This is a genomic window from Ensifer sp. NM-2, from assembly GCF_003024455.1.
Taxonomy (GTDB): domain Bacteria; phylum Pseudomonadota; class Alphaproteobacteria; order Rhizobiales; family Rhizobiaceae; genus Ensifer; species Ensifer canadensis.
In genome coordinates this window covers 82,769-102,059 of the sequence record NZ_PVZR01000005.1, presented here as the reverse complement: position 1 = coordinate 102,059, position 19,291 = coordinate 82,769, and the positions used below count along the sequence as shown (strand labels likewise).

The following is a 19,291-nucleotide window of genomic DNA, read 5'->3' as shown; positions in this document are numbered from 1 at the left end:
ATCTTCTTGTTGTTGCCCTCGCGATCTTCTCCGCCCACTGGTGCCATCGTGAAGGTCATGGCATGGGGGGTTGCCGGCGCCTAAGGCGACCTTTCTTGTAACCGCCGCCGTCCTCGTGGCACTGTAAATCCAGTCTTTCGCAATCGGCCGAAGGCTGCGGCTGTTACCGCGCCAGCCTGGTGTCCCCGTCTGGCGTGCATCGCCCGACCCGTCAGAGCGGCTGCGGCACCTGCGGAAAACCGCCAACATGCATGCAGGTCATTGCGGCCTGATCGCGCCCGGCCGCAAGGCAATCAGGCAGCGGCAGACTTGCAACACGGGCTGCGAGAAAGCCGGCAACGAAGCTGTCGCCGGCACCGGTCGTGTCGACCACCTCGACCGGCCGGATGCCGATCGAAACAGTTTGTCTTCCATCGCTGACCACGGCTCCCTTGCTGCCTCGGGTAACGACAGCAAGCGGCACGCCGCATTCCAGCAGGCGGCGCAGCAAGTCTTTGGCCGTTGCGTCGTCGTCGCCGGCGGAACCAAAGGCGATCGTCAGACCTTCGGTTCCCAGATTGACGGGATCGGCATTGACGGACACATCCTGGGACACACTGACCCCGGCATCGGCGAGCGTGCGACGCACCACGCCTTCATCGTCCATCCAGCCGAGATGCACGTGATCCATGGTCTTGAGGACAGCAATTTCGTCCGCGTCCGGCTTGTAGCCGGCGCAGACGCCGAAATCCTCGAAAGCGAAGACACGCTCGCCGGAGGGAAGCACGTCTATCTCGGTATAGGCGGTGACGCCGAAACGTTCCTGTATGTGGGTTACGTCGACACCGTTGTCAGCCAGGAGATGTCGCGTTCGCTGTCCGGCCGGATCCGAACCGACGGCACCGAAATAGTGCGAGCCATGGCCGAGCCGGGCGAGCTGTACCGCAACGTTGACAGCGTTGCCGCCAACCAGCGATTGCGAAAGCGGAGGCTGGAACCGGTCTATGCAATTGTCGCCGACGGCGGCGAAGCGGAGGGTTTTCATGCGCATCTCGGGATAGGACGCGGAAGCCGCGAACGCGATGATGCGCATTCGCAGCTCCGGATTATAGCGTCAAGCAGCAATATCAGTAGGCGACGCGCTTGTAGTAACGCCTTGTCGTGAGAGGATGATTGCGCAGGACTTCAAGATGGGCGCTGATGCGCTCCAGCACAGTCGCCATCAGCACCGGCGACACCAGCGCCCGCACATCGGCCGAAACGCCGGGCAGTTCGAACTCGGCAGTGTCGAGAACGGTAAGCTTGTCGGTGTAGCCCGGCGCAAAGTTCTGGACGCGTTCGGCAAGCGGGCGTGCCGCATCCTCACCCTTGAAGAGAATGACACTGACGCCCTTTTCGACGAGTTCGAGCGTGCCATGGAAAAAATCGGACGCATGCACGGGACGGGTGCGGATCCACTGCATCTCCTCGAGGATGCACATGCCGTAATAGAACGCTTCCGGCCAGACGTTCCCGGCGCCGGTAATGATGTGGTAGTCCGAGGCGGCGAGGATCTTGGCAAAGGCCTCTGCCTTGGGCTCATAGGCTCGTTTCACCTCCAGCAGCAGCGCCGGCATGCCGGAGAGCTGGCTGACGATCTCGGCGTAATTTTCGATCTCGCCACGATGGTTCAGGATCGCGAGCGCAATGAACAGCGACTGCAGATAGAAGGATTCGCAGGACGTATCGTCCTCGGCAAAGTTGACGAAGACGTGGTCCCCGCCCCTGCCGAGCGGAGTCTCCTGATGGCCGACCAGGGTAACAACTGTCGCGCCGATTTCCTTCAGGCTGGAGAGAAGGGCTACACTTTCCTTCGTCGTCCCGGACAGCGACGGCATGACGACGATCGACTTGTCCGTCAGCTGCGCCGAGCCTGCGAGCACCAGTTCCGCCGGCATGTCGATGAAGGTGGGAAAGCGTGAGCGCTGTTGCAGCAACTGAACTGCAGGCTGCATCAGGATCGCAGCGCCGCCGGTGCCGAGGAAGAAAATGTTCTCTGCGCCGGCCGAAAGACAGGATACGATCACTGTTTCCAGGCGGCTCTGCAGCGCGATTGCGCCGGACTGGATACGCAGGAATCTCTGTTCGTCAAAATTCAGCATGGTTCTGTTCTCGGTGTCTACATGAGATAGTTGTAAGACAACTGACATCATCAGGAATATCTGTCAAGGCGGCTTTTCCGCGATCTACGGAAACAAACGTGAAGCGAGGCGGACGCGCTGTCCAAAGCCGGGCTTCGTACACTTGACCGGCAAGGATTTGTCAGACAAGAACAATTGAACGATCAACGACGACATGAGGCGTTTAAGTGCAGGAGCCCCTTCGCGACTCGCGCACCCTGGCCATTCAGCTTCGGGACAGGATTGCCGATCTCATCCGGTTGGAGGGGCTGAAACCCGGGGACAAGCTGCCCACAGAAGCGCAGCTCACGCAGCGTTTCAAAATTTCCCGCCCGGCGCTTCGCGAAGCACTGAAGCTGCTCGAACAGGACGACGTCATCTATGTTGAGCACGGTCGCGGCCGTTTCGTTTCGGCGCTCTCGGCCGTGAAGGTCGATCGCCCGATCACGGTCTTCGAGAGCGTCACGGACATGGCGCGCCACTACGGTTATACGACCGTCAACAAGGTGCTGTCGATTTCCGAGGAAACACCCGACGCGCGCGTCGCTGATAGCTTGCATCTCCCACCCACCGGTCGCGTGATCCGCATCGAGCGCATCCGTTTGCATGAGGACGAGCCGATCCTGTACTGTATCGACTACGTTCCGCGCAGCATTATCCCGGCGAAGCTCTACGACCTCGACTGGAGCGGATCGCTGATGGACCTGCTCGAGGAACGAGGCAGCCGCCCGCGTATGTCCGCCGCAAGGGTATCCTCCGTCATGCTTCCCGATGACGTCGTCGCGCGCCATGACCTCAGGGATTTCGGGCCAGCCCTGCTCATCACCGAAACCTGCTTCAACGCAGCCGGCATCCCGGTGAACTACGCGCTTGACTATCATCGCGGCAGCCATTTCTCCTTCAGCCTGACGCGCAAATAGGCTGTCCGATGAAAGGATGCTGGACGCGATTCGGGAGCGTCGGCGTCCGGTTGCCCGCGACGGCAATGCAGACTGGCAATGCAACCTGGTTATCGATTTCGCGATCTCACAGGAGGTCGATGACAGTCTGCCTCCGATCTTGGGTATCCTGGAAGCTGTCGATCCCTCGTTTCGGGCGGTCCCCCATCAGGCCGACAAGGCGCGTGTGACCGCATTCGTAAACCGGACCAATTTCTCGACGGGCAACCCGGCGTCGCCGGCTGTCATTAGCGTTACGATCATCGCACACGAAAACTCTGCAAGAAGGATCCCTTGAACCTTTACGAACAGAGTGGTTCAAATATATTCAAAGTGAACCTGAAAGGTCCCCTCATGGCAGCATTTACAATCCGCGTCCCGGACGAAGTTGCCGACCGTCTAAACCAACTTGCCCAAAAACTCGACCGTTCCCGCTCCTACATGGCCGCACAGGCTATTGAAGATTTCGTATCACGCGAAGAGTGCCAGATTGCGGAAATGGAAGCTGGTATTGCCGAGGCGGACCGAGGTGAATTCGCTTGTGAGGACGACGTGGCACGCGTGATCGGCAAATACGTCAAGGCGGCTTCTCGGTCATGAAGCAGAGGCGCATCCGCTGGACCGTGCGGGCGTTGCAGCGGCTTGACGAAATCGGTGCGTACATCGAACATGACGATCCAGATGCTGCTGCACGGGTCGTTGCCCGTCTCGTAGCGTCTGTCGATATGCTAGCAGAGCTGCCGGCAGCTGGGACGCATCGGTCGCATCGCAGGCACGCGCGAAATTGTATTATCCGATATTCCTTACAATAATCCCTTTTCGGGTTCGACAAGGACATTGAAATCATTACTGTGATGCACGCTTCTCAGAAATGGCCGAAGATGCTGTAAGCGCGCGCATTCATTTCAACGGCCTCCCATTTCCGCGCGTCGCTGTTTGTCTTATCCTTGCGGAGCGAGGCTCGTTCTGATGCCGGCCTCGGCAAAGCGGGTCAACTGCATCTGAGTAGCGTCGTCGGTATAAAGGACGTGAACGGCACGGCCGCTTGCAGTGAGCTTTTTGGCCTGCTCGAAAGCCTCTTCAAAACTGACAGGAATCGCATCGGTGGAGCTGGAGGCGTCGTGCTGTTCCAGGACGTAAAATGTCGAGCTTCTAATATCTCGTGTCATCGGTATTCTCCTTTTAGGCACCAACAGCTCGCGAGCACGATAGTTCCCGACGTCGGTCGTCAAACCCGGCCAGCAGCAGCGGAACCGGCCGGCCTCTCGACTACCGAATTGACAAAGTCTGATCGGCGCCCCAATTCATCAAGATGAGTTTGAGCGAGGTCGTGCGCAGCAACGCACAACGAGCAACAGCACTGGTAAGATGGCCCCTCCGCGGAAAACGCCGACGCCGGAGCAGCCCTGTTTCCTCAATGCGCAGCTTCTGGGGCCTATTGCTGGCTTATTGGCTATCTGAACGGTGGCGCGAGGCCTGGGGCTTAACGTTCCTCATCCTTCTACTCACCGGTTTGTCGGCTCAAGCGAGCGTCTGGTTCGCTTTGACGTCCGGCGAGCTCGTCAATCGGATTGCCAACTTCCACCATCCAACCGTGCCCACCACACCTTCGTCGCTGCTGACTACCGCGGCGACCCTCGCCGCGATCGCGATCACTAGGGATGCGGGATTTACTGCGGTCCGTCACTTCTTTTCGACCACGCTCCATCGGAAATGGCGCCAATGGCTTGACGCACGCTTTAACCAGGCCTTGCTCGATTCCAACCATACCCATTTTCATCTTCAGCAAAACGGGTTCGGGGCGACGACGGGCCAGGACACTTCATCGCCCGACAACATCGATCAGAGGGTACAGGAAGCCATAAAGGGCATGACGGGTGGCGCGATCGGCCTTGGCGTGGGAATCGCCGGCGTTGTGCTATCGCTGGGATTTGTCGGGACAAAACTGATCGAAACCTCGAGCCCCGTCAGTGGAATTGAGTTTCTGGGTAGCTACGGTACCGCCTGTCTGACATTGCTGGCTATCGCGATCTACGTGCCACTCAATACATTCGTCGCAGCCAAGCTCGGCAGTGTGATGCAAGGCCTATCCGTGCGCATTCAATCCGCAGAGGGGAGTTATCGTGGCGAACTGAACCAATTGTTGCACCGTAGTTTTCATGTTGCAGTCATCAAGGGCGAACCGGCACAGAGAGCCATCAACGGGCGCCGATATCGCGAGATTGACAACACTTGGGCGAGCCTTAATCGCGTGACCGCCGGTTACATGGGCTTCGAGCTGGTGCATAATTTCCTAGGATCGCGTATCGTCGCCTATGCGCCCGGACTGATCCCCTATGTCGACAAAACGATCAGCTTGCAGGATTACGTCACCGGCGCCGAGCTGGCGACAGCGCTCATCAACGAATGTTCCTGGTTCATCCATGCGATGCCCGATATTGCGACGTTAAGGGCCGACGCACGCAGAATCACCGAACTTGCGCAAGCGGTCGAAGCGGTTCAGCAGCCGCAGGATTATTATGCTCGCAGCGGTCCCTCAGTGTTCGAATACAAGACCCAGGATGCTGCGCTCGGTTTGACCATCGAGCGGATTGAGCTCCTGCACACGGGTGATGACGAGCCATTCTTGGTCGCTGACCAGCTGCGCTTCGTTCCCGGAGAATGGATTTTAGTCGTGGGAGAATCCGGAAGTGGCAAAACCTCGCTTATCAAGGCGGTAAATGGTCTCTGGGCGCACGGCCGCGGCACGATCACGACGCCAGAGACCGGAAAGAGCCTCTATGCCGCACAGGACGTGAAGCTTCAGAGTATTTGCCTGAAGGATCTCATTTGTTTGCCAGACCGGGCTGACGCGCACACCGACGCCTCTGTAGTGGCGGCCTTGGAAGGCGCCGGCCTCGGAGAGTTCGGGGAGGAGCTTTTGAGCGATGGACGCGATGGGCAGAACTGGGACAAACTCCTGTCGGGGGGTGAAAAACAAAAACTCGTCCTTGCGAAAATTCTTCTGCTAAGGCCGGATCTGCTATTCCTTGACGAAGCGACGAGCGCACTTGATGGCCAGGCGGCGCAGTCGTTTCACCAATCGATCAAGGACCATTGTCCAGAGGCGATCGTAGTTGCCGTTATGCACGATACCTCGTCCATCCAGTCAGAAGAAGGAGCAGACTTCTTCGATAGTGTGCTCGCCATCAACGACGGCGTTGCGGAAAGGATACCAATAAATGCCTGGCGTGACGCACAGGGATAGGATCGATAGCACGAAGTTCGCTACCACTCTTCGAAGAAGCCCCCGTTACGCCCTCGGTTCACACGAGGATTTTAGCCACTGGCGGACGGAACAAATTCCGGCGTAGGCAGTTGGATTTTCGAAAGTCGCGGCGCAGACCTTCACCCGCAAAGTTGAAAGACCACCCGATGGCACGAAGGATCACAGCCGACAAAGCCCATAAGATGAACCTGATGCTCAGCCACGCGATCACCGCTATACGCGTCAATGAGCAGCTGATCTGTCGCCTCCTTCAATGGGCTGCGGCGCACAGCCAGGATCCTCATGCCTTCATCGAAAGTGCATTGGAAGCAGCCAGGAGCGACATACGCCGTTCGGCAGACGATGGCAGCACAAACTCCGCGATCGCAACGGGTGAAGCGCTTGAGTATCTTGATGATCTTGCCCACGAGATGAAGCCGCGCTTTTCAAAGTCAAACGGCCCGTAAAGGACAGGATCGGCTTACGGCGCCGCGAGTAGGGCTTGGTGAGCGCCGTTAGGCGCACGACACGTCGGGCCGTCGGGAGTCGCATTAGGCTGTGCTGGCTAGAACCGCAGATTCGCTTGGCACACACCACCCAACTGGCTGCGGGGCATAGCGCTGGCCAGTTCTTAAGATTACAGCTTTCGGTCTATATCTAGCGGTTCGCAATCGCGGCCGGGGAGCCGTAAACCATCTGGTTCAGCGCCATGCTTGCCTTGACACCGCCTCGGCGTCCGCGACACGCCACGAGGCCGCTATGGTGCAGTGCCTAACTCTTTGAACATTATGGGTGCGTAAAAATCCATGCATTCTCCAACCCATGCCGCGACCTCCTCGTCGGTATCGTTCCATGGTGTTTCAAGGCCGATAGCGGCCCTGCGCAAGGGCTCAGCAACAAGAGCAGCAAGGATCATCCGGGCAGATCGGTTGACATCACATGGTGGGACATCGGCTTCGTACTCGCGCAGCCAGTTCGCCACGGCCTGCACTCCTCGCTCGACCCCGTTTCGATTATAAATTTCTGCGAGCCGTTCTCGACCCTCCTTGTCAGCACAGATGAGACGGAAAAGTGCTACAGCTTCCTTGGATAGGGCGATCCGGTAAATCCTGCTCAATAGCGCCCGCAGGCTCCCCGGATCAGGACGCGCCTCGCCCGGCCGGGGATCTCCACCGGTTTGGAGTTGCTCAGTCCAGGACGCTACGATTTTCCCGACTAGTTCCTCACGATTGGTCGCCATAGCGTAAACAGTCTTTTTGGCAACTCCTGCGCTACGCGAGACTGCATCGATGCTGAACTTGGCAAATCCCTGGTCAAACAGAAGCTGGGTAGAGGCTTGGAGAATATTGCGTTCCACCTCAAGCCGATTACGGGCCGGACGCCCTCTCGCTCGCTTTTCCAAATCTTGATCTCCTTGACCAACGTCGTACGAACGGTATACCGATCATATTTAGGAAACGCCACACGTTTCCTAAATATGGGAGATTGGAAATGCAACATGATTTGGAATCAGCAATCCCTGTCGAACTGCTGCGTGCCGACCCAATTAGACTCGAAATGGGGATCGAGCGCTTCGCCTCCGGCACTCTCACGGTCGCCTGCAGAACGATAATGCCAGGGTGCGATGGAGCGATGCTGGAATGGTGGTTCAAGTATTTTGAAACCGACGAACACCTTCGCTGGTGGCACCCCATTGATCACAAGCGCCATTTCGGTTGGGACGAGTTTTGGAAAAGAGGTGAGAACTACATCGGCGCGACGATCAGGGCGACGGAGTCGCTAGGAGAGGTTCCTCCGATCAAAGCAACCATCAAATTCCTAAGCCCAGCCGCATACTTCAGTGCCACGGACATCGATGCCGCAAAGCGGGTGGGCGGCGTATCCGCACTTTTCTACGCCGGAATTGGCTTTGGCGATGATGTTGAGATTGACGAGCATGGAATTCCAATAAGCGGCCGGATGATGCACGTCACACGGGACACGCCCGATGGCCTCGTTCTGCGAAGCAGATTCGTTCTTGGTCTCGATAGCGACAAGGGCGGCCATGCCGTCCCGGACGAAATCGGACTGGGCCTGATGCGCCATTGCCATTCGGAGTTTTCATTCCTCGCGAAGGCACTCCCGTCTGTATTTTACGGTGATCCAGCAAACCCAAGACCGGCCGACAACTGGTAGTTGCTCGATGAGCATAACGCAAGATAGCCGAGCGTCCAAGCACCAGGAACGCTCGGCCTTCTGAAACTCTGACTATGGAATAAGCTCCCTCGTCGATGATTGTATTTTCATGCACTCCTTGCATTGTCGACTTCGAGAACGTCGCCGGGTTTCATCCACAGCGGCGGATTACGCTTGGCCGATCATTGGTGCCACTTGCTGTCACCTGTCGTTAGGAGCGTAAATTTTTCCTGATGGGGTCGCCGCAGAGCGATCGGCATAAGTCCAGGGGGCGTCAGCCGCTCTCGGCGTCACCTTGTATCCATCTTGCTTTCAAGGAGGATACGACTATGAGGAAAACGCGAGCGTAATCTTGCCAAAGATTGATAAGGCGCGTCGCAGGTCAAGCGCATCGCAATCAGGAGCTGAGCGAAAACCCGCGCGCGGCGTCGCCGACTGGCAGTTGCCGCATCCTTCGCCGCATGGGCTTGGGATTTCCGGCCTTCGAACGATAGTCGGATCAAACAATCTTTTTTCTTGAATTATTGCACCCCACTCTCGATGCGGAAGCCATGCCGCCCACATCTAGTCAACCTCGTGGCGAGAGATGCGTGCTCAGCAGATGATATCTAGAGGTCCCTTGACGGTTTACGGGCGACGATCGCGTATCGGTGTTGCAATCCGCGAGAAAGCCCTTTCAGGTAACTTAAGTGCTTCGATTGGGCACGATAGATTGCCTTCAGATCAGTATCGACGGTTACGTTCGCAAACCCGGTATTCTGGATCAGGGCAGCAACATCCTCAGCGCGCGCGCCTTCTGAGAAATGCACCTGCGACAGGATGCGGTTGTGAATTTCGGCAATGCCCGCCGGCGCGGGGACCTGGTCCGCTTTCGTCAATCCCAACTGCTGGAGCAATTCTGCTGCTGTCTTCACCACACGCTCCGCCATACTGAGGTTGACGAAGTCACCATCAACGACAAGCAAGGTTCCGCCAGGCTTCAAGACCCTCAACCATTCCGCAAATGCCTGCCTCGGATCGACGAGTGTCCAAACGAGATGACGTGTTACCACGACATCATAGCTTTCATCCGGTTCCATGGTATTTTCAGCATCGGCGATGCGAAACTCAATCGCTCGTCCACGCGTCTTCGCCTTTGCCCGGGCCCGTTCCAGCATCGGCTCTGCCCAATCAAGGCCTGTGACCTTGTAACCTAAATCGTCCATGAGATGCGATATGACCCCAGTGCCGCACGCCAGATCCAATGCGTGACGTCCTTCTCCTCGAGCGAGGTGCCTGATGATCAAATTGTGCCAGGCCTGGCGTTCCTCTTCTGAAAAGATCTCATGTCCGGGCGATTGATCGAAAGTCGCCGCACGCGCCGACCAATAGGTTTTAATCTCGTCCCGCAGCCCAAAATTGTGGCCCGCAGCCGCTCCTGTGTTCATCCTGCTCGATCCTGATTGCATGAGATTAAAATGGTTCTAATAGATATAACTTGACTGTTAAAGTCATAAAATAATACAGGCATCGCAGTTTCCACGGAGTGAAATTCGATGCGCATTAAAGCCAAAGCAGCCGCACTTGCAATGGGTCTACTTGCCACCGCTACCTGGCCGGCTTTCGCCGACAAGATTACCATCAAGGACGTGACCGGACGCGACGTCGAAGTTGAAGCTCCGGTCAAGAACATGATTCTCGGCGAAGGCCGGCAGATCTATTTCCTTGCTGCGCTCGACAGGCAAGCTCCGTTCGAACACGTTGTAGGCTGGCGCGACGACCTGCCGAAAGCCGACCCTGAATCCTACGAAGCCTATCTGGCAAAATACCCAGAAATCGCCAAGCTGCCGACGTTTGGCGGCATGAAGGACGGGACCTTCGACATCGAACAAGCCGTCGCGCTTAAGCCCGACGTGATCCTCATGAACGTCGACGCCAAGACTGCCACGGAAGAAGCTGGTTACATCGAAAAGCTCGGCAAGGTCGGCATCCCACTGGTCTATGTCGACTTCCGTGAAAAGCCGATGGAAAACACCGAGCCGAGCATGCGCATCATGGGCAAGCTGATGGGCAAGGAATCAATCGCCGAAGACTTCATCAAGTTCCGCGCCGACAGCATCGAGCGGGTCACGGGCGTGCTGGCGAAGGCCGACCCGAAGAAACCGCTGGTGTTCGTCGAGCGTGCCGGTGGATATTCCGATGATTGCTGCATGTCGTTTGGCAACGAGAATTTCGGCAAGATGGTCGAGATCGCCGGTGGCATCAACATCGCAAAGGACATCATCCCCGGCACCTTCGGTACGGTCAATCCGGAGCAGGTGATTGCCTCCAATCCGGACCAGATCATCATTACCGGCGGCAACTGGGACAAGTATGTTCCAGGGGGTGCCTGGGTCGGTGTCGGCTACGGTGCCGATCTGAAGGAAGCCCATCGCAAGCTTGAAGCGCTGACCAAGCGTCCAGCCTTTACCGGCGTCAAGGCTGTCGCGGACGGCAATGTCCACGCCATCTGGCATCAGTTCTATAACAATCCGTATCAGTTCGTTGCAATCCAGGAGATCGCCAAGTGGCTGCATCCGGAACTGTTTGCCGACCTTGACCCCGAAGCGACATTCAAGGAACTGCACGCGCGCTTCCTGCCGCTCGATTACAAGCCGGGATACTTCGTCTCGCTCAAGGATGAATGATCCATGGCCATCGAGGCTGCGACCACCAATTCAACAGGACGCGTTCTATATCGCGCCCTCGCTTTTCGCCGCATTGCCATCTTGAGCTTGCTTGTCATTGCATTGTGCTTCAGCATATCGCTCGACATGGCGCTCGGGCCGGCAAATTACCCACTTTCGGACGTCCTGTCGGCAATGCTCGACCCGGCCGCCGTCGCGCAACAGCTGCGCGTCATCGTTTGGGATATCCGCATGCCGATTGCATTGATGGCAGTGACGGTAGGCGCCTCCCTATCGGTTGCGGGCGCCCAAATGCAGACGATCCTTTCCAATCCGCTTGCCAGCCCTTTCACGCTCGGGATTTCCGCTGCAGCCAGTTTCGGCGCTGCGTTGGCATTGGTCGGTGGCGTCGCGCTGTTTCCGGCAGCGATCCAGTACATGGTTCCACTCAATGCCTTCCTGATGGCGATGGTGGCAGCCCTCTTCATCCATTTCGCCTCGACAATGCGCGGCGTCAGCGTCGAAACGATCGTGCTTCTCGGCATTGCGCTTGTCTTCACGTTCAACGCCGCACTTTCCTTGCTGGAATATCTGGCCTCTGAACAGGCGCTCGCAGCGGTGGTGTTCTGGACAATGGGCAGCCTCACCAAGGCGACCTGGCCGAAGGTTTACTTTACTGGGGCCATTCTGGTTGCGATGGTCCCGTTCCTGATGAAGGACGCCTGGGCATTGACGGCGCTTCGTCTCGGCGATGATAAGGCAGCCAGCATGGGCGTGAACGTGCGTCGACTGCGCCTGCAGACGATGATGATCGTCAGCCTGCTTGCTGCCATCCCGGTGTCGTTCGTGGGCACTATTGGCTTTGTCGGCCTGGTCGGACCCCATATCGCCCGCATGCTCGTCGGCGAGGACCAGCGCTTCTTCCTGCCGGGCTCGGTTATTTGCGGCGCGCTGCTGCTCTCGGCGACATCGGTCGTCAGTAAGATGATCATCCCTGGTGCGATTTTGCCGATCGGTGTGATCACCGCCCTCATCGGCGTACCGTTCTTCTTCGTCCTGATCTTCAGCAATCGGAGGCGCGCATGGTAGCGCTTGCACTTGATAAAGTCGGCGCCATGTATGGCCGCAGTTCTGTCCTTTCCGGCGTCAGTACCGACATTCTGGAAAAAGGCAGTATGACCGCCGTGATTGGCCCGAACGCTGCGGGCAAGTCGACACTTTTCAAACGCATAGCGTCGCTTATTCCCGGGCCAGGTCTCGTCCATCTGTCTGACACCGAGCGCGCGCAAACGAGCATCTGCTACATGCCGCAGGACACCGGCGCAAACGCTGTCTTGACGGTATATGAATCTATTCTCCTATCTGCAAAGCAAGGCAGCGGCTGGCGCGTTCACAATGACGAGCTCGATGAAATCGACATCATTTTGAAGGCACTACGGATCGACGCGCTTGCGTTTCGCGGCCTCGGCGAACTTTCCGGCGGACAGCGCCAGTTGGTCTCCCTCGCCCAAGCGCTAATCCGCAAGCCCGAAGTGCTGCTGATGGACGAACCGACCTCGGCTCTTGACCTTCACCGCCAGGTTGACGTGCTGAGTTTTGTTTCCAACCTTGCTCGCCGCAAAGGCATGATCGTTCTCATCGCGCTTCACGACCTCAACCATGCCCTGCGTTATTGCGAAAACACCATCGTCATAGCCAATGGAACAATGGTTGCAAGCGGCAAGACCGCAAGCGTCATCACCACTCCGATGTTGCAGGAAATCTACCAGGTCAATGCCCGCATCGAGAATTGCTCGCAGGGCCGTGCATTGGTGATCGTCGACGGCCCGATCTAGTCCGAGCCGCTGGCAAATGGCAGTGACTTTGGCTTCACGGCGCGTGTGATGTGCATAGGCCTAAGCGATCACCTTGGGGGCGAACGGAAGCCGGGTGAGATCGCACTCACCGGCCTGCTTGGTTGCCTTCCGCATGCGACAGGATCGCCTCCGGACCGGGATTTCGTAGAAAGCTGCGGGTGCGCGATTACATCGGGATCTTGCGGGTAACGGGCTTTCGATCGCTCCAAATTACCTTTCGGTGAGCCAGTTGATTGTTCAACTCTGAAGCAAGCGGGAGGCAGCCGTGGATCTCTCCGACAGCTTTCAAATTCAGTGCCCGAGGTGCGGCATGCGCGAGAGACTCACAATCTCGGGCATGGAGACGAGAGAGATGTTCCAGTGCTTTGTCTGCGGGACCACTCGCAGCTTGCAGAAAGAGGACATTCTGCAGACTTGCCGCGATGCAGCGAGCAAGACGCGGCAAGCGCTTTGAAGGATTTCACAGAATCGCAAATGGCCGCTTCTCATACGGATACAGTTGAAGCTCCGTCTGAGCGTTCAAATTAACAGATCGGCGGACTAGGCTGAAAACGTTGAGAATTCGAAGCCGGGTAAGGTTGACTTTTTTCGCGTCGCCTTTTGCGATCAAAGACTGATCGTCGGCCATCTGCACAAACTCCGGCGCGTCAGACTCCGGTTGCATTATGCAAGCAGATTTGCGATCCTGCGGGGACGGAGGTGTGATCCATTTGCCCGATTGAAATGGCCGCAGAGGCGTTCCGTGAAGTGGTGTTCCTGCGGGGCATCATGTTCGAGGACGGACCCTCGGTGGTTTCGTGACTGAAAGGAGACGAGACAATGCCCAAGTTCATCACAATCGGATATGGCGATCCGGCCGACTACGACCGCACGGCCAAGTCCGCCAGAGACGCCGCGCACGCCCAGGACGCCAAACTTCGGTCCGACGGCGCTGTGATGGGGATCGCTGGCGAACCGGTGCAGGTTCGCAATCCAGACGCTCACGGCGTGGAAACCCGCGATGGACCGTTCATGTCGTCCGCCTTGCCGATCGCCGGTTTCGCCATCATCGAAGCTGCCGACCTGAGCGAAGCTATCAAAAAGGTTTCGTGCGTGCCCTGTGCGGTTGCGCATGGCGTCGTTGAAGTTTGGCCATTGAAACAGGCAACTTGATCCGAGCCGCAACGGCTTCAGCAGCCACGAGCATCGCCGATGCACTGGCAGGGTCGTTTCGTGCAAACCGCTCGGCCAGATGATGGATTTCGCCCGACCGCACCTCGAGATCACTGTCATTGACCAGGGTGTGGGTTCCACAGTGCTCCCTCACCGCCGTGTCCCCCTCGACAGCTTCGACGATCTTGCCGTTACGCTTCATCGCAAGTCAAACCTCGTCCGGCCCCTTCCGCAGGTGCCGCAACTTATCTAGATGTTGGGCCTTTTGGGGCAAGTACGATCAACGATGATCAATGCGGCACGGCATCTGTCCTCTCGGGCAGATCGGAAGCGGTGATCCAAATGTGACCGTCGAATGCCAATTCTCCGCCATCGAGCTTGCGGCTGGCAATCCTCTCAAGCATCGTAAGCTTGGAACGAATATCGCCAATCGCGCTGACATTGACCACGCAGACCGCCTGACAGGTGCTGCCATCTCTCATCACGATCAAGGTATGGTGGCTGTTCTCCATAATTCTTCCCGACAGTGTCACGAGCCTCATGCTGTTTTCCTTCCGTAAGTGATTGCGGAAAGCCCCAGGGCTGGAGGTTCCGGATATATGGTTAACGAAAGGTTAACAGGAGCCAGGCGTGGCCGGTCATGGGACGGTCAAACCCACCTTGAGAGGTCCGGTGCCCACCGCGTTTCACGCGCCAAGCGTGGCCTTCTATTTGAATTACGGGACGCACGAACGGCCCCTGCGCTGTACTGCGCCGAGTTTGTTTTCGTCGACAATTTTTCTATGGATCTAGATGCAACTACCGCATCTACAATGCCGGCAGCGACGTTGGAGCTTGCGGGTGCTGCAACAACGCTATCGAGCTGAGCGCTTAAAACGCCTTCTCCCCGGCAAGCTGCTAGCTTCGCTGCAAGGTTCGCTCCTCCAACAGGGCGAGCAGCGTAACTACATCTACCTGGAGGTCCCGGCAGACTCCCTCGTATTCGTCTATAAGCGCCTCTCGATGGTGCATCTCACGCCGGAGATTGTCGAGCGTCGTTGATGCCAGCGCGTAGGATTCAAAGAGATCATCCAAGCGCCGGTCCTTGGTTGCGAGCAACCACCCACGATGGCGCGGTAGCGCCATCCCCAGGCGAGCCCGCCCTAGCTTTAACAAGCTCATTCCGCGCCTCCCTTGGCCCTGAGTAAAGCTATTTCGCCTCTACCTTAGGAAGGTACACGGCGACGGCCCGGCTATTGTCATTGAGAATTTCGCCTCCAACGATCAGGTAAACGGCTATCGCTGCTACCGAGAGAAGCATCACACCGATGGGCAACCCGGTTGATGCGGTTTTTTCCGGCTGCCCATAGCTATTTCTTTCATGCATCCTGATATCTCCCATGGTCTCCTCGAACCGAGGTAACAGCACCAGAGCAGCCGAAGGGACGGAAGAGCCGCTCTGGCACCGTTACAAACCCATGGCTTTTTTGTGAGGGTCTTCAGCGACATGGGCTAATTGAGAAATTTAGTGCAACGCGGCTTCCCAACAATCGACCTCAGACTTTTGCCAAGGGCCGATCAGACTGAAGTCCCATGCCGGAACTTTTCACATTGTCGCGGGTTTTGGTGCCTGCCAGATGGCCTGCCTAAGGCTTGGCTAGCAGTCCGCAACAAGCGCTTGTCTTATCGGGAACCCAACCCCGAGCCCGCTTCAAGATGGAGAGGAAGAGGAACGGCAGGCCGCTTTACCCAACACACTCGTAAGAATCGTCAAACCGCGGAAGCGGAAACCTCGCGCAGCCACTCAATGAACAGTCTCCCACTTTCTTTTTTTGGCTTCCTTGTTGGAACGACGACGAAGTAGGCCGCCCTGGTGCGGATGGATGCATCAGTAAGACGGACCAAGCGAGTTTGCTGGATAAGGTCGGCCACTAGACGATTCCAACCGAGCGCAATGCCTTGCCCGTTCATTGCGGCATAAATGGCCTCGATGTAGAAACTGCATCGAAGGCCTCGGGCCTTTTTCGGCGCCTTCACGGAAAAGGCCGCTAGCCACTCCTCCCAGCCCGTCCATGTAGGATCTTCCGTATCGCTTGATATCAAAGGATGGCCGACAAGATCTTGCGGTGTGCGGACCTCGCCAGCCGTGAGCAAATAATCTGCGCTGCAAATCGGGAAAACTTCGTCGTCGAACAATAGCTCCGCCTGACCGTCCGACCAAGTACCGGTTCCGTAGCGGATCGCCAGGTCTACATCGCTTGTCTCGATGCTTGTTCGGGCATCCTGCGTAATGATGCGAAGTTTGATTTCGGGATGGGCGCGAGAAAACGCGGCGATCCTTGGCAGAAGCCAGAAGTGCGAGAAGGAAATGGTCGCCGAGATGGCCAACTCATCATCCGGGCCTTCAGATCGGAGGTCGGCTACGGTGTCGGCAATCAGATTGAACGCGTCGCCGGCCGCTGCTGAAAGCAGCTTGCCCTTCTCCGTCAATTCGATCTTGCGGTGGAGCCGCCGAAACAAGGGAAAACCGAAATCTTCTTCCAGCAAATGGATTTGCCGGCTTACGGCAGCCTGAGTAACACCGAGCTCCGTCGCCGCGCGCGTGAAACTGGACAAGCGGGCCGCCGCTTCAAATGCCGTCAAGGCGGTGAGCGGCGGTAGTTTCTTCCTCAGGTTCGACATCTGTCTTCCATTACATTTGGTAATGTCACCTGCGCATATTTATGCCGTTGAGCGACCAGAATAGTTGAGCGATTTTGTCTTTCAGCCCCTCGGCCTTTCGATCGGAACATAAGGTGGATTTATGCTGCAGACATTTGCTTCTCCCATATCGGCCCTCCTGGACGCAAGGGCTGAAGGACATTCACTTCCAGCCGGCCTTTACACACGCGAGGACGTGTTCGAGGCAGATCTCGAGGTGTTCTTCCGCCGGCACTGGATCTGTATCGGCCTTGAATGCGATGTGCCGGAGCCTGGCGATGCAACCGTTATTGATATCGGCAAGACGAGCCTCATCGTCCTTCGCGACGACGACGGCGATATCCGCGTCATGCACAACGTCTGCCGTCACCGCGGCTCACGTCTGCTGGATCCGGGCAAGACGATCGTTTCGAAGCTCGTCTGTCCCTATCATACCTGGACCTATGAGTTGACGGGCGAGCTGAGCTACGCGCCTCATATGGGCAAGAACTTCGACAAGGAATGCCGCAGCCTCAAGGCGGTGGCATTCAAGTCGGTTGGCGGCCTCATCTATGTCTGCCTATCGGACAATCCGCCCGAAGATATCGAGCGCCTCATCGACGTCATGGCCGAACGCCTTGCACCCTACGATATCAGCAATGCCAAGGTCGCGTACGAATCCGATGTCATCGAACAGGGCAACTGGAAGCTCACGATCGAAAACAACCGTGAATGCTACCACTGCTCCGCTAACCATCCCGAACTCTGCGTCTCCTTTGTCGACCTCGATTTCGGCTTCGACCCGGACGCCTTGAGCCTGGAAGATCGCGCCCAGGCCGAGGAGCATTTCTCGCTCTATGCGGAACGCACCAAGCGGTGGGAGGCAGACGGGTATCCATCTGCAGCGGTCGAGCAATTGGTGAACTGCACCACTAATTTCCGAACGCAACGGCTCATCATTTCGGGTGCTGGCGAATCCCAGACCCCCGACGCGACCGCAGCCTCGGCAACGCTGCTCGGCACGATATTGCGCAAGGATCTCGGCGATATGCACCTCTGGGGCCACAACAGCTGGAACCACTTCATGGGCGACCACGCCGTCGTTTCGATCGTCATACCGCTCTCAGCGGATAAAACGCTCGTGCGGACGAAATGGCTCGTGCACAAGGATGCGGTCGAAGGCATCGATTACGACCTCGAAAAGCTGACCAACGTCTGGATCGCCACGACCGAGCAGGACGCCGAACTCGTCGCCCGCTCGCACGCCGGGATCGAAGATCCAGCCTATGTGCCAGGCCCCTACTCACCCTTCTCCGAAACCAACCTCGACAAGTTCACGTCGTGGTACATCGACCGGATGCGTGCCCATGGATACTAAGAGCTCCTTTTCTCCGGTCGGTCGTCTTGAGCCTGACAACTTGTGGAGCCGCGACAGGGATGAAGATCTGGTCTGCGTGGATGTCCATCAGGAAACGCACGACGTGAAGACCTTCACCTTTGCGTCTCCCGAGGGCAAACGTTTTGCCTTCGAAGCCGGTCAATATTTCCTGTTCGACCTCGATGTCGATGGCGAGCCGGAAAGCCGGTGCTACAGCATATCGTCGTCCCCGAAGCGCAGCAATGCGTTCTCGGTCACGGTCAAACGGGTCGCCGGCGGCAAGATATCGAACTGGCTTCATGACAAGCTCGTCGTCAACGCCAAGGTCAAGGCAAACGGTCCTCTCGGCCACTTCGTTCGGCCGAACGGCCGGAAGTATCTGTTTCTGTCCGGAGGATCAGGGATTACCCCGGTCATGGCGATGGTCCGCGAGTTGGCAGACACGTGCGAACCCGCCGATGTTGTCTTCATGCACGCGGCGCGGACCCCGAAGGACCTCATCTTTCGCAACGAACTCGCCAATCTGGCCAACCGAGTGAAGGGCCTGCGACTGCAGTTTCTGCCGGAAGTCGTTTCCGGTGAGGCCAATTGGCACGGTCTGACGGGACGCATATCGGCTGCATATATGCAACTCGCGGTTCCCGACGTCGCTGAACGCATCATCATGTGCTGCGGCCCTGCGCCGTTCATGGCGGCGGCGCGCGCGATCACGGCCGAACTGGGCGTTCAGGCGTCCAACTATATCGAGGAGAGCTTCGATGCAGCGGTGATCGACGACGTGGATATTCCTAACGTCGAACAGCCCGCCACCCGAACATTCCAGGTCGAATTTTCCAAACAGGCTCGCAAGATCGAGGTTGGAGGTGAGCAGACCGTGCTCGCCTGCGCAAAAAAGGCAGGAGTAAAGCTTCCCTCATCCTGTTCGAATGGCGTTTGCGGCACATGCAAGTCGAAACTGGTATCCGGCTCGGTCGAGATCAACCACAATGGCGGCATCCGGCAACGAGAGATAGATGCCGGACTCTTTCTGCCGTGCTGTTCGAAGCCGCTGAGCGATCTCGTCATCGATCGCTAGCATCATCCGAGCATCGGGACACGGGTTCA

The 19,291-nt window shown here is 57.4% G+C and carries 21 protein-coding genes and 1 pseudogene; 14 read left to right on the top strand and 8 right to left on the bottom strand.

Annotation, left to right across the window (positions count from 1 at the left end; translation table 11 throughout):
• Positions 1-211: 211 nt before the first annotated feature.
• Together C6558_RS12100 and C6558_RS12095 are read right to left on the bottom strand one after the other, a co-directional pair.
• Entirely contained in the window at positions 212-1,024 is an 813-nt protein-coding gene (locus C6558_RS12100; protein ID WP_057209384.1) for a PfkB family carbohydrate kinase, read from the bottom strand.
• An 82-nt stretch (positions 1,025-1,106) separates the two neighbouring features.
• Entirely contained in the window at positions 1,107-2,120 is a 1,014-nt protein-coding gene (locus tag C6558_RS12095; RefSeq protein ID WP_057209306.1) for an SIS domain-containing protein, read from the bottom strand.
• 206 nt (positions 2,121-2,326) lie between these two features.
• Here C6558_RS12095 and C6558_RS12090 point away from each other — a divergent pair, with 206 nt between their 5' ends.
• From C6558_RS12090 to C6558_RS12075, 4 genes and pseudogenes are all read left to right on the top strand, one after another.
• A complete protein-coding gene (locus C6558_RS12090) occupies positions 2,327-3,058 on the top strand; it encodes a GntR family transcriptional regulator (protein WP_107027286.1) in 732 nt (243 codons plus the stop codon).
• A gap of 32 nt (positions 3,059-3,090) precedes the next feature.
• Positions 3,091-3,314 (top strand): annotated as a pseudogene (locus C6558_RS12085) (GSU2403 family nucleotidyltransferase fold protein); the annotation flags it as partial.
• A 116-nt stretch (positions 3,315-3,430) separates the two neighbouring features.
• Complete coding sequence (locus C6558_RS12080; RefSeq protein WP_057209295.1) at positions 3,431-3,676, top strand: CopG family ribbon-helix-helix protein; 246 nt, start codon at positions 3,431-3,433, stop codon at positions 3,674-3,676.
• A complete protein-coding gene (locus C6558_RS12075; protein ID WP_371412260.1) occupies positions 3,673-3,888 on the top strand; it encodes a type II toxin-antitoxin system RelE/ParE family toxin in 216 nt (71 codons plus the stop codon). Before C6558_RS12080 ends, C6558_RS12075 begins: the two co-directional genes overlap by 4 nt.
• A gap of 129 nt (positions 3,889-4,017) precedes the next feature.
• Here C6558_RS12075 and C6558_RS12070 read toward each other — a convergent pair whose 3' ends face one another.
• Positions 4,018-4,245 (bottom strand): hypothetical protein, encoded by a 228-nt coding sequence (locus tag C6558_RS12070; RefSeq protein WP_057209292.1) that lies wholly within the window; start codon positions 4,243-4,245, stop codon positions 4,018-4,020.
• 248 nt (positions 4,246-4,493) lie between these two features.
• Here C6558_RS12070 and C6558_RS12065 point away from each other — a divergent pair, with 248 nt between their 5' ends.
• Both C6558_RS12065 and C6558_RS12060 read left to right on the top strand, forming a co-directional pair.
• Positions 4,494-6,323, top strand: a complete 1,830-nt coding sequence (locus C6558_RS12065; RefSeq protein ID WP_057209287.1) for an ABC transporter ATP-binding protein/permease — start codon at positions 4,494-4,496, stop codon at positions 6,321-6,323.
• Between the two features lie 203 nt (positions 6,324-6,526).
• On the top strand, positions 6,527-6,790 hold the full coding sequence (locus tag C6558_RS12060) for a hypothetical protein (RefSeq protein WP_146160880.1): 264 nt from the start codon (positions 6,527-6,529) through the stop codon (positions 6,788-6,790).
• A gap of 290 nt (positions 6,791-7,080) precedes the next feature.
• Here the strand turns inward: C6558_RS12060 and C6558_RS12055 are convergent, their stop codons facing one another.
• The gene (locus C6558_RS12055; RefSeq protein WP_057209283.1) at positions 7,081-7,725 is read right to left on the bottom strand and encodes a TetR/AcrR family transcriptional regulator; all 645 of its coding nucleotides are present in this window, start codon (positions 7,723-7,725) and stop codon (positions 7,081-7,083) included.
• An 89-nt stretch (positions 7,726-7,814) separates the two neighbouring features.
• On the opposite strand from C6558_RS12055, the gene C6558_RS12050 reads away from it, so the two are divergent.
• Entirely contained in the window at positions 7,815-8,498 is a 684-nt protein-coding gene (locus tag C6558_RS12050; protein ID WP_057209280.1) for a DAPG hydrolase family protein, read from the top strand.
• Between the two features lie 608 nt (positions 8,499-9,106).
• Here C6558_RS12050 and C6558_RS12045 read toward each other — a convergent pair.
• Complete coding sequence (locus tag C6558_RS12045) at positions 9,107-9,925, bottom strand: class I SAM-dependent methyltransferase (RefSeq protein ID WP_107027285.1); 819 nt, start codon at positions 9,923-9,925, stop codon at positions 9,107-9,109.
• A 108-nt stretch (positions 9,926-10,033) separates the two neighbouring features.
• Between C6558_RS12045 and C6558_RS12040 the strand changes: the two genes are divergently transcribed.
• The 4 genes from C6558_RS12040 (at position 10,034) to C6558_RS12015 (ending at position 14,151) form a co-directional block, all read left to right on the top strand.
• Positions 10,034-11,164: an ABC transporter substrate-binding protein gene (locus tag C6558_RS12040; RefSeq protein WP_057209274.1), complete on the top strand. Its 1,131-nt coding sequence runs from the start codon at positions 10,034-10,036 to the stop codon at positions 11,162-11,164.
• Positions 11,165-11,167: 3 nt separating this feature from the next.
• Positions 11,168-12,232: an iron ABC transporter permease gene (locus C6558_RS12035; protein ID WP_057209271.1), complete on the top strand. Its 1,065-nt coding sequence runs from the start codon at positions 11,168-11,170 to the stop codon at positions 12,230-12,232.
• Positions 12,226-12,978, top strand: a complete 753-nt coding sequence (locus tag C6558_RS12030) for an ABC transporter ATP-binding protein (RefSeq protein ID WP_057209268.1) — start codon at positions 12,226-12,228, stop codon at positions 12,976-12,978. Before C6558_RS12035 ends, C6558_RS12030 begins: the two co-directional genes overlap by 7 nt.
• A gap of 840 nt (positions 12,979-13,818) precedes the next feature.
• A complete protein-coding gene (locus tag C6558_RS12015; RefSeq protein ID WP_057209260.1) occupies positions 13,819-14,151 on the top strand; it encodes a YciI family protein in 333 nt (110 codons plus the stop codon).
• Between the two features lie 290 nt (positions 14,152-14,441).
• On the opposite strand, the gene C6558_RS12010 is transcribed toward C6558_RS12015, so the two are convergent.
• Positions 14,442-14,693, bottom strand: a complete 252-nt coding sequence (locus tag C6558_RS12010) for a hypothetical protein (RefSeq protein WP_063963335.1) — start codon at positions 14,691-14,693, stop codon at positions 14,442-14,444.
• Positions 14,694-14,991: 298 nt separating this feature from the next.
• Between C6558_RS12010 and C6558_RS39890 the strand changes: the two genes are divergently transcribed.
• Positions 14,992-15,192, top strand: a complete 201-nt coding sequence (locus tag C6558_RS39890) for a hypothetical protein (protein WP_156585754.1) — start codon at positions 14,992-14,994, stop codon at positions 15,190-15,192.
• 148 nt (positions 15,193-15,340) lie between these two features.
• Here the strand turns inward: C6558_RS39890 and C6558_RS40300 are convergent, their stop codons facing one another.
• Together C6558_RS40300 and C6558_RS11995 are read right to left on the bottom strand one after the other, a co-directional pair.
• Positions 15,341-15,517, bottom strand: coding sequence for a hypothetical protein (locus C6558_RS40300; protein WP_164474995.1), 177 nt, complete (start codon positions 15,515-15,517; stop codon positions 15,341-15,343).
• Positions 15,518-15,900: 383 nt separating this feature from the next.
• Positions 15,901-16,812: a LysR substrate-binding domain-containing protein gene (locus tag C6558_RS11995; RefSeq protein ID WP_057209249.1), complete on the bottom strand. Its 912-nt coding sequence runs from the start codon at positions 16,810-16,812 to the stop codon at positions 15,901-15,903.
• 121 nt (positions 16,813-16,933) lie between these two features.
• On the opposite strand from C6558_RS11995, the gene C6558_RS11990 reads away from it, so the two are divergent.
• Together C6558_RS11990 and C6558_RS11985 are read left to right on the top strand one after the other, a co-directional pair.
• Entirely contained in the window at positions 16,934-18,187 is a 1,254-nt protein-coding gene (locus tag C6558_RS11990; RefSeq protein WP_057209247.1) for an aromatic ring-hydroxylating dioxygenase subunit alpha, read from the top strand.
• Positions 18,177-19,262 (top strand): hybrid-cluster NAD(P)-dependent oxidoreductase, encoded by a 1,086-nt coding sequence (locus tag C6558_RS11985; protein WP_057209245.1) that lies wholly within the window; start codon positions 18,177-18,179, stop codon positions 19,260-19,262. Before C6558_RS11990 ends, C6558_RS11985 begins: the two co-directional genes overlap by 11 nt.
• Positions 19,263-19,291: the final 29 nt, after the last annotated feature.

Excerpts from the sequence above, each read along its gene's own strand:
- C6558_RS12070 (WP_057209292.1), bottom strand. The coding sequence starts at position 4,245 with ATGACACGAGATATTAGAAGCTCGACATTTTACGTCCTGGAACAGCAC.
- C6558_RS11985 (WP_057209245.1), top strand. The coding sequence starts at position 18,177 with ATGGATACTAAGAGCTCCTTTTCTCCGGTCGGTCGTCTTGAGCCTGAC.
- C6558_RS12060 (WP_146160880.1), top strand. The coding sequence starts at position 6,527 with ATGAACCTGATGCTCAGCCACGCGATCACCGCTATACGCGTCAATGAG.
- C6558_RS12045 (WP_107027285.1), bottom strand. The coding sequence starts at position 9,925 with ATGAACACAGGAGCGGCTGCGGGCCACAATTTTGGGCTGCGGGACGAG.
- C6558_RS12030 (WP_057209268.1), top strand. The coding sequence starts at position 12,226 with ATGGTAGCGCTTGCACTTGATAAAGTCGGCGCCATGTATGGCCGCAGT.
- C6558_RS11990 (WP_057209247.1), top strand. The coding sequence starts at position 16,934 with ATGCTGCAGACATTTGCTTCTCCCATATCGGCCCTCCTGGACGCAAGG.
- C6558_RS12010 (WP_063963335.1), bottom strand. The coding sequence starts at position 14,693 with ATGAGGCTCGTGACACTGTCGGGAAGAATTATGGAGAACAGCCACCAT.
- C6558_RS12075 (WP_371412260.1), top strand. The coding sequence starts at position 3,673 with ATGAAGCAGAGGCGCATCCGCTGGACCGTGCGGGCGTTGCAGCGGCTT.
- C6558_RS12080 (WP_057209295.1), top strand. The coding sequence starts at position 3,431 with ATGGCAGCATTTACAATCCGCGTCCCGGACGAAGTTGCCGACCGTCTA.
- C6558_RS12015 (WP_057209260.1), top strand. The coding sequence starts at position 13,819 with ATGCCCAAGTTCATCACAATCGGATATGGCGATCCGGCCGACTACGAC.
- C6558_RS12095 (WP_057209306.1), bottom strand. The coding sequence starts at position 2,120 with ATGCTGAATTTTGACGAACAGAGATTCCTGCGTATCCAGTCCGGCGCA.
- C6558_RS12050 (WP_057209280.1), top strand. The coding sequence starts at position 7,815 with ATGCAACATGATTTGGAATCAGCAATCCCTGTCGAACTGCTGCGTGCC.
- C6558_RS11995 (WP_057209249.1), bottom strand. The coding sequence starts at position 16,812 with ATGTCGAACCTGAGGAAGAAACTACCGCCGCTCACCGCCTTGACGGCA.
- C6558_RS12100 (WP_057209384.1), bottom strand. The coding sequence starts at position 1,024 with ATGAAAACCCTCCGCTTCGCCGCCGTCGGCGACAATTGCATAGACCGG.
- C6558_RS12065 (WP_057209287.1), top strand. The coding sequence starts at position 4,494 with ATGCGCAGCTTCTGGGGCCTATTGCTGGCTTATTGGCTATCTGAACGG.
- C6558_RS12035 (WP_057209271.1), top strand. The coding sequence starts at position 11,168 with ATGGCCATCGAGGCTGCGACCACCAATTCAACAGGACGCGTTCTATAT.
- C6558_RS12040 (WP_057209274.1), top strand. The coding sequence starts at position 10,034 with ATGCGCATTAAAGCCAAAGCAGCCGCACTTGCAATGGGTCTACTTGCC.
- C6558_RS40300 (WP_164474995.1), bottom strand. The coding sequence starts at position 15,517 with ATGCATGAAAGAAATAGCTATGGGCAGCCGGAAAAAACCGCATCAACC.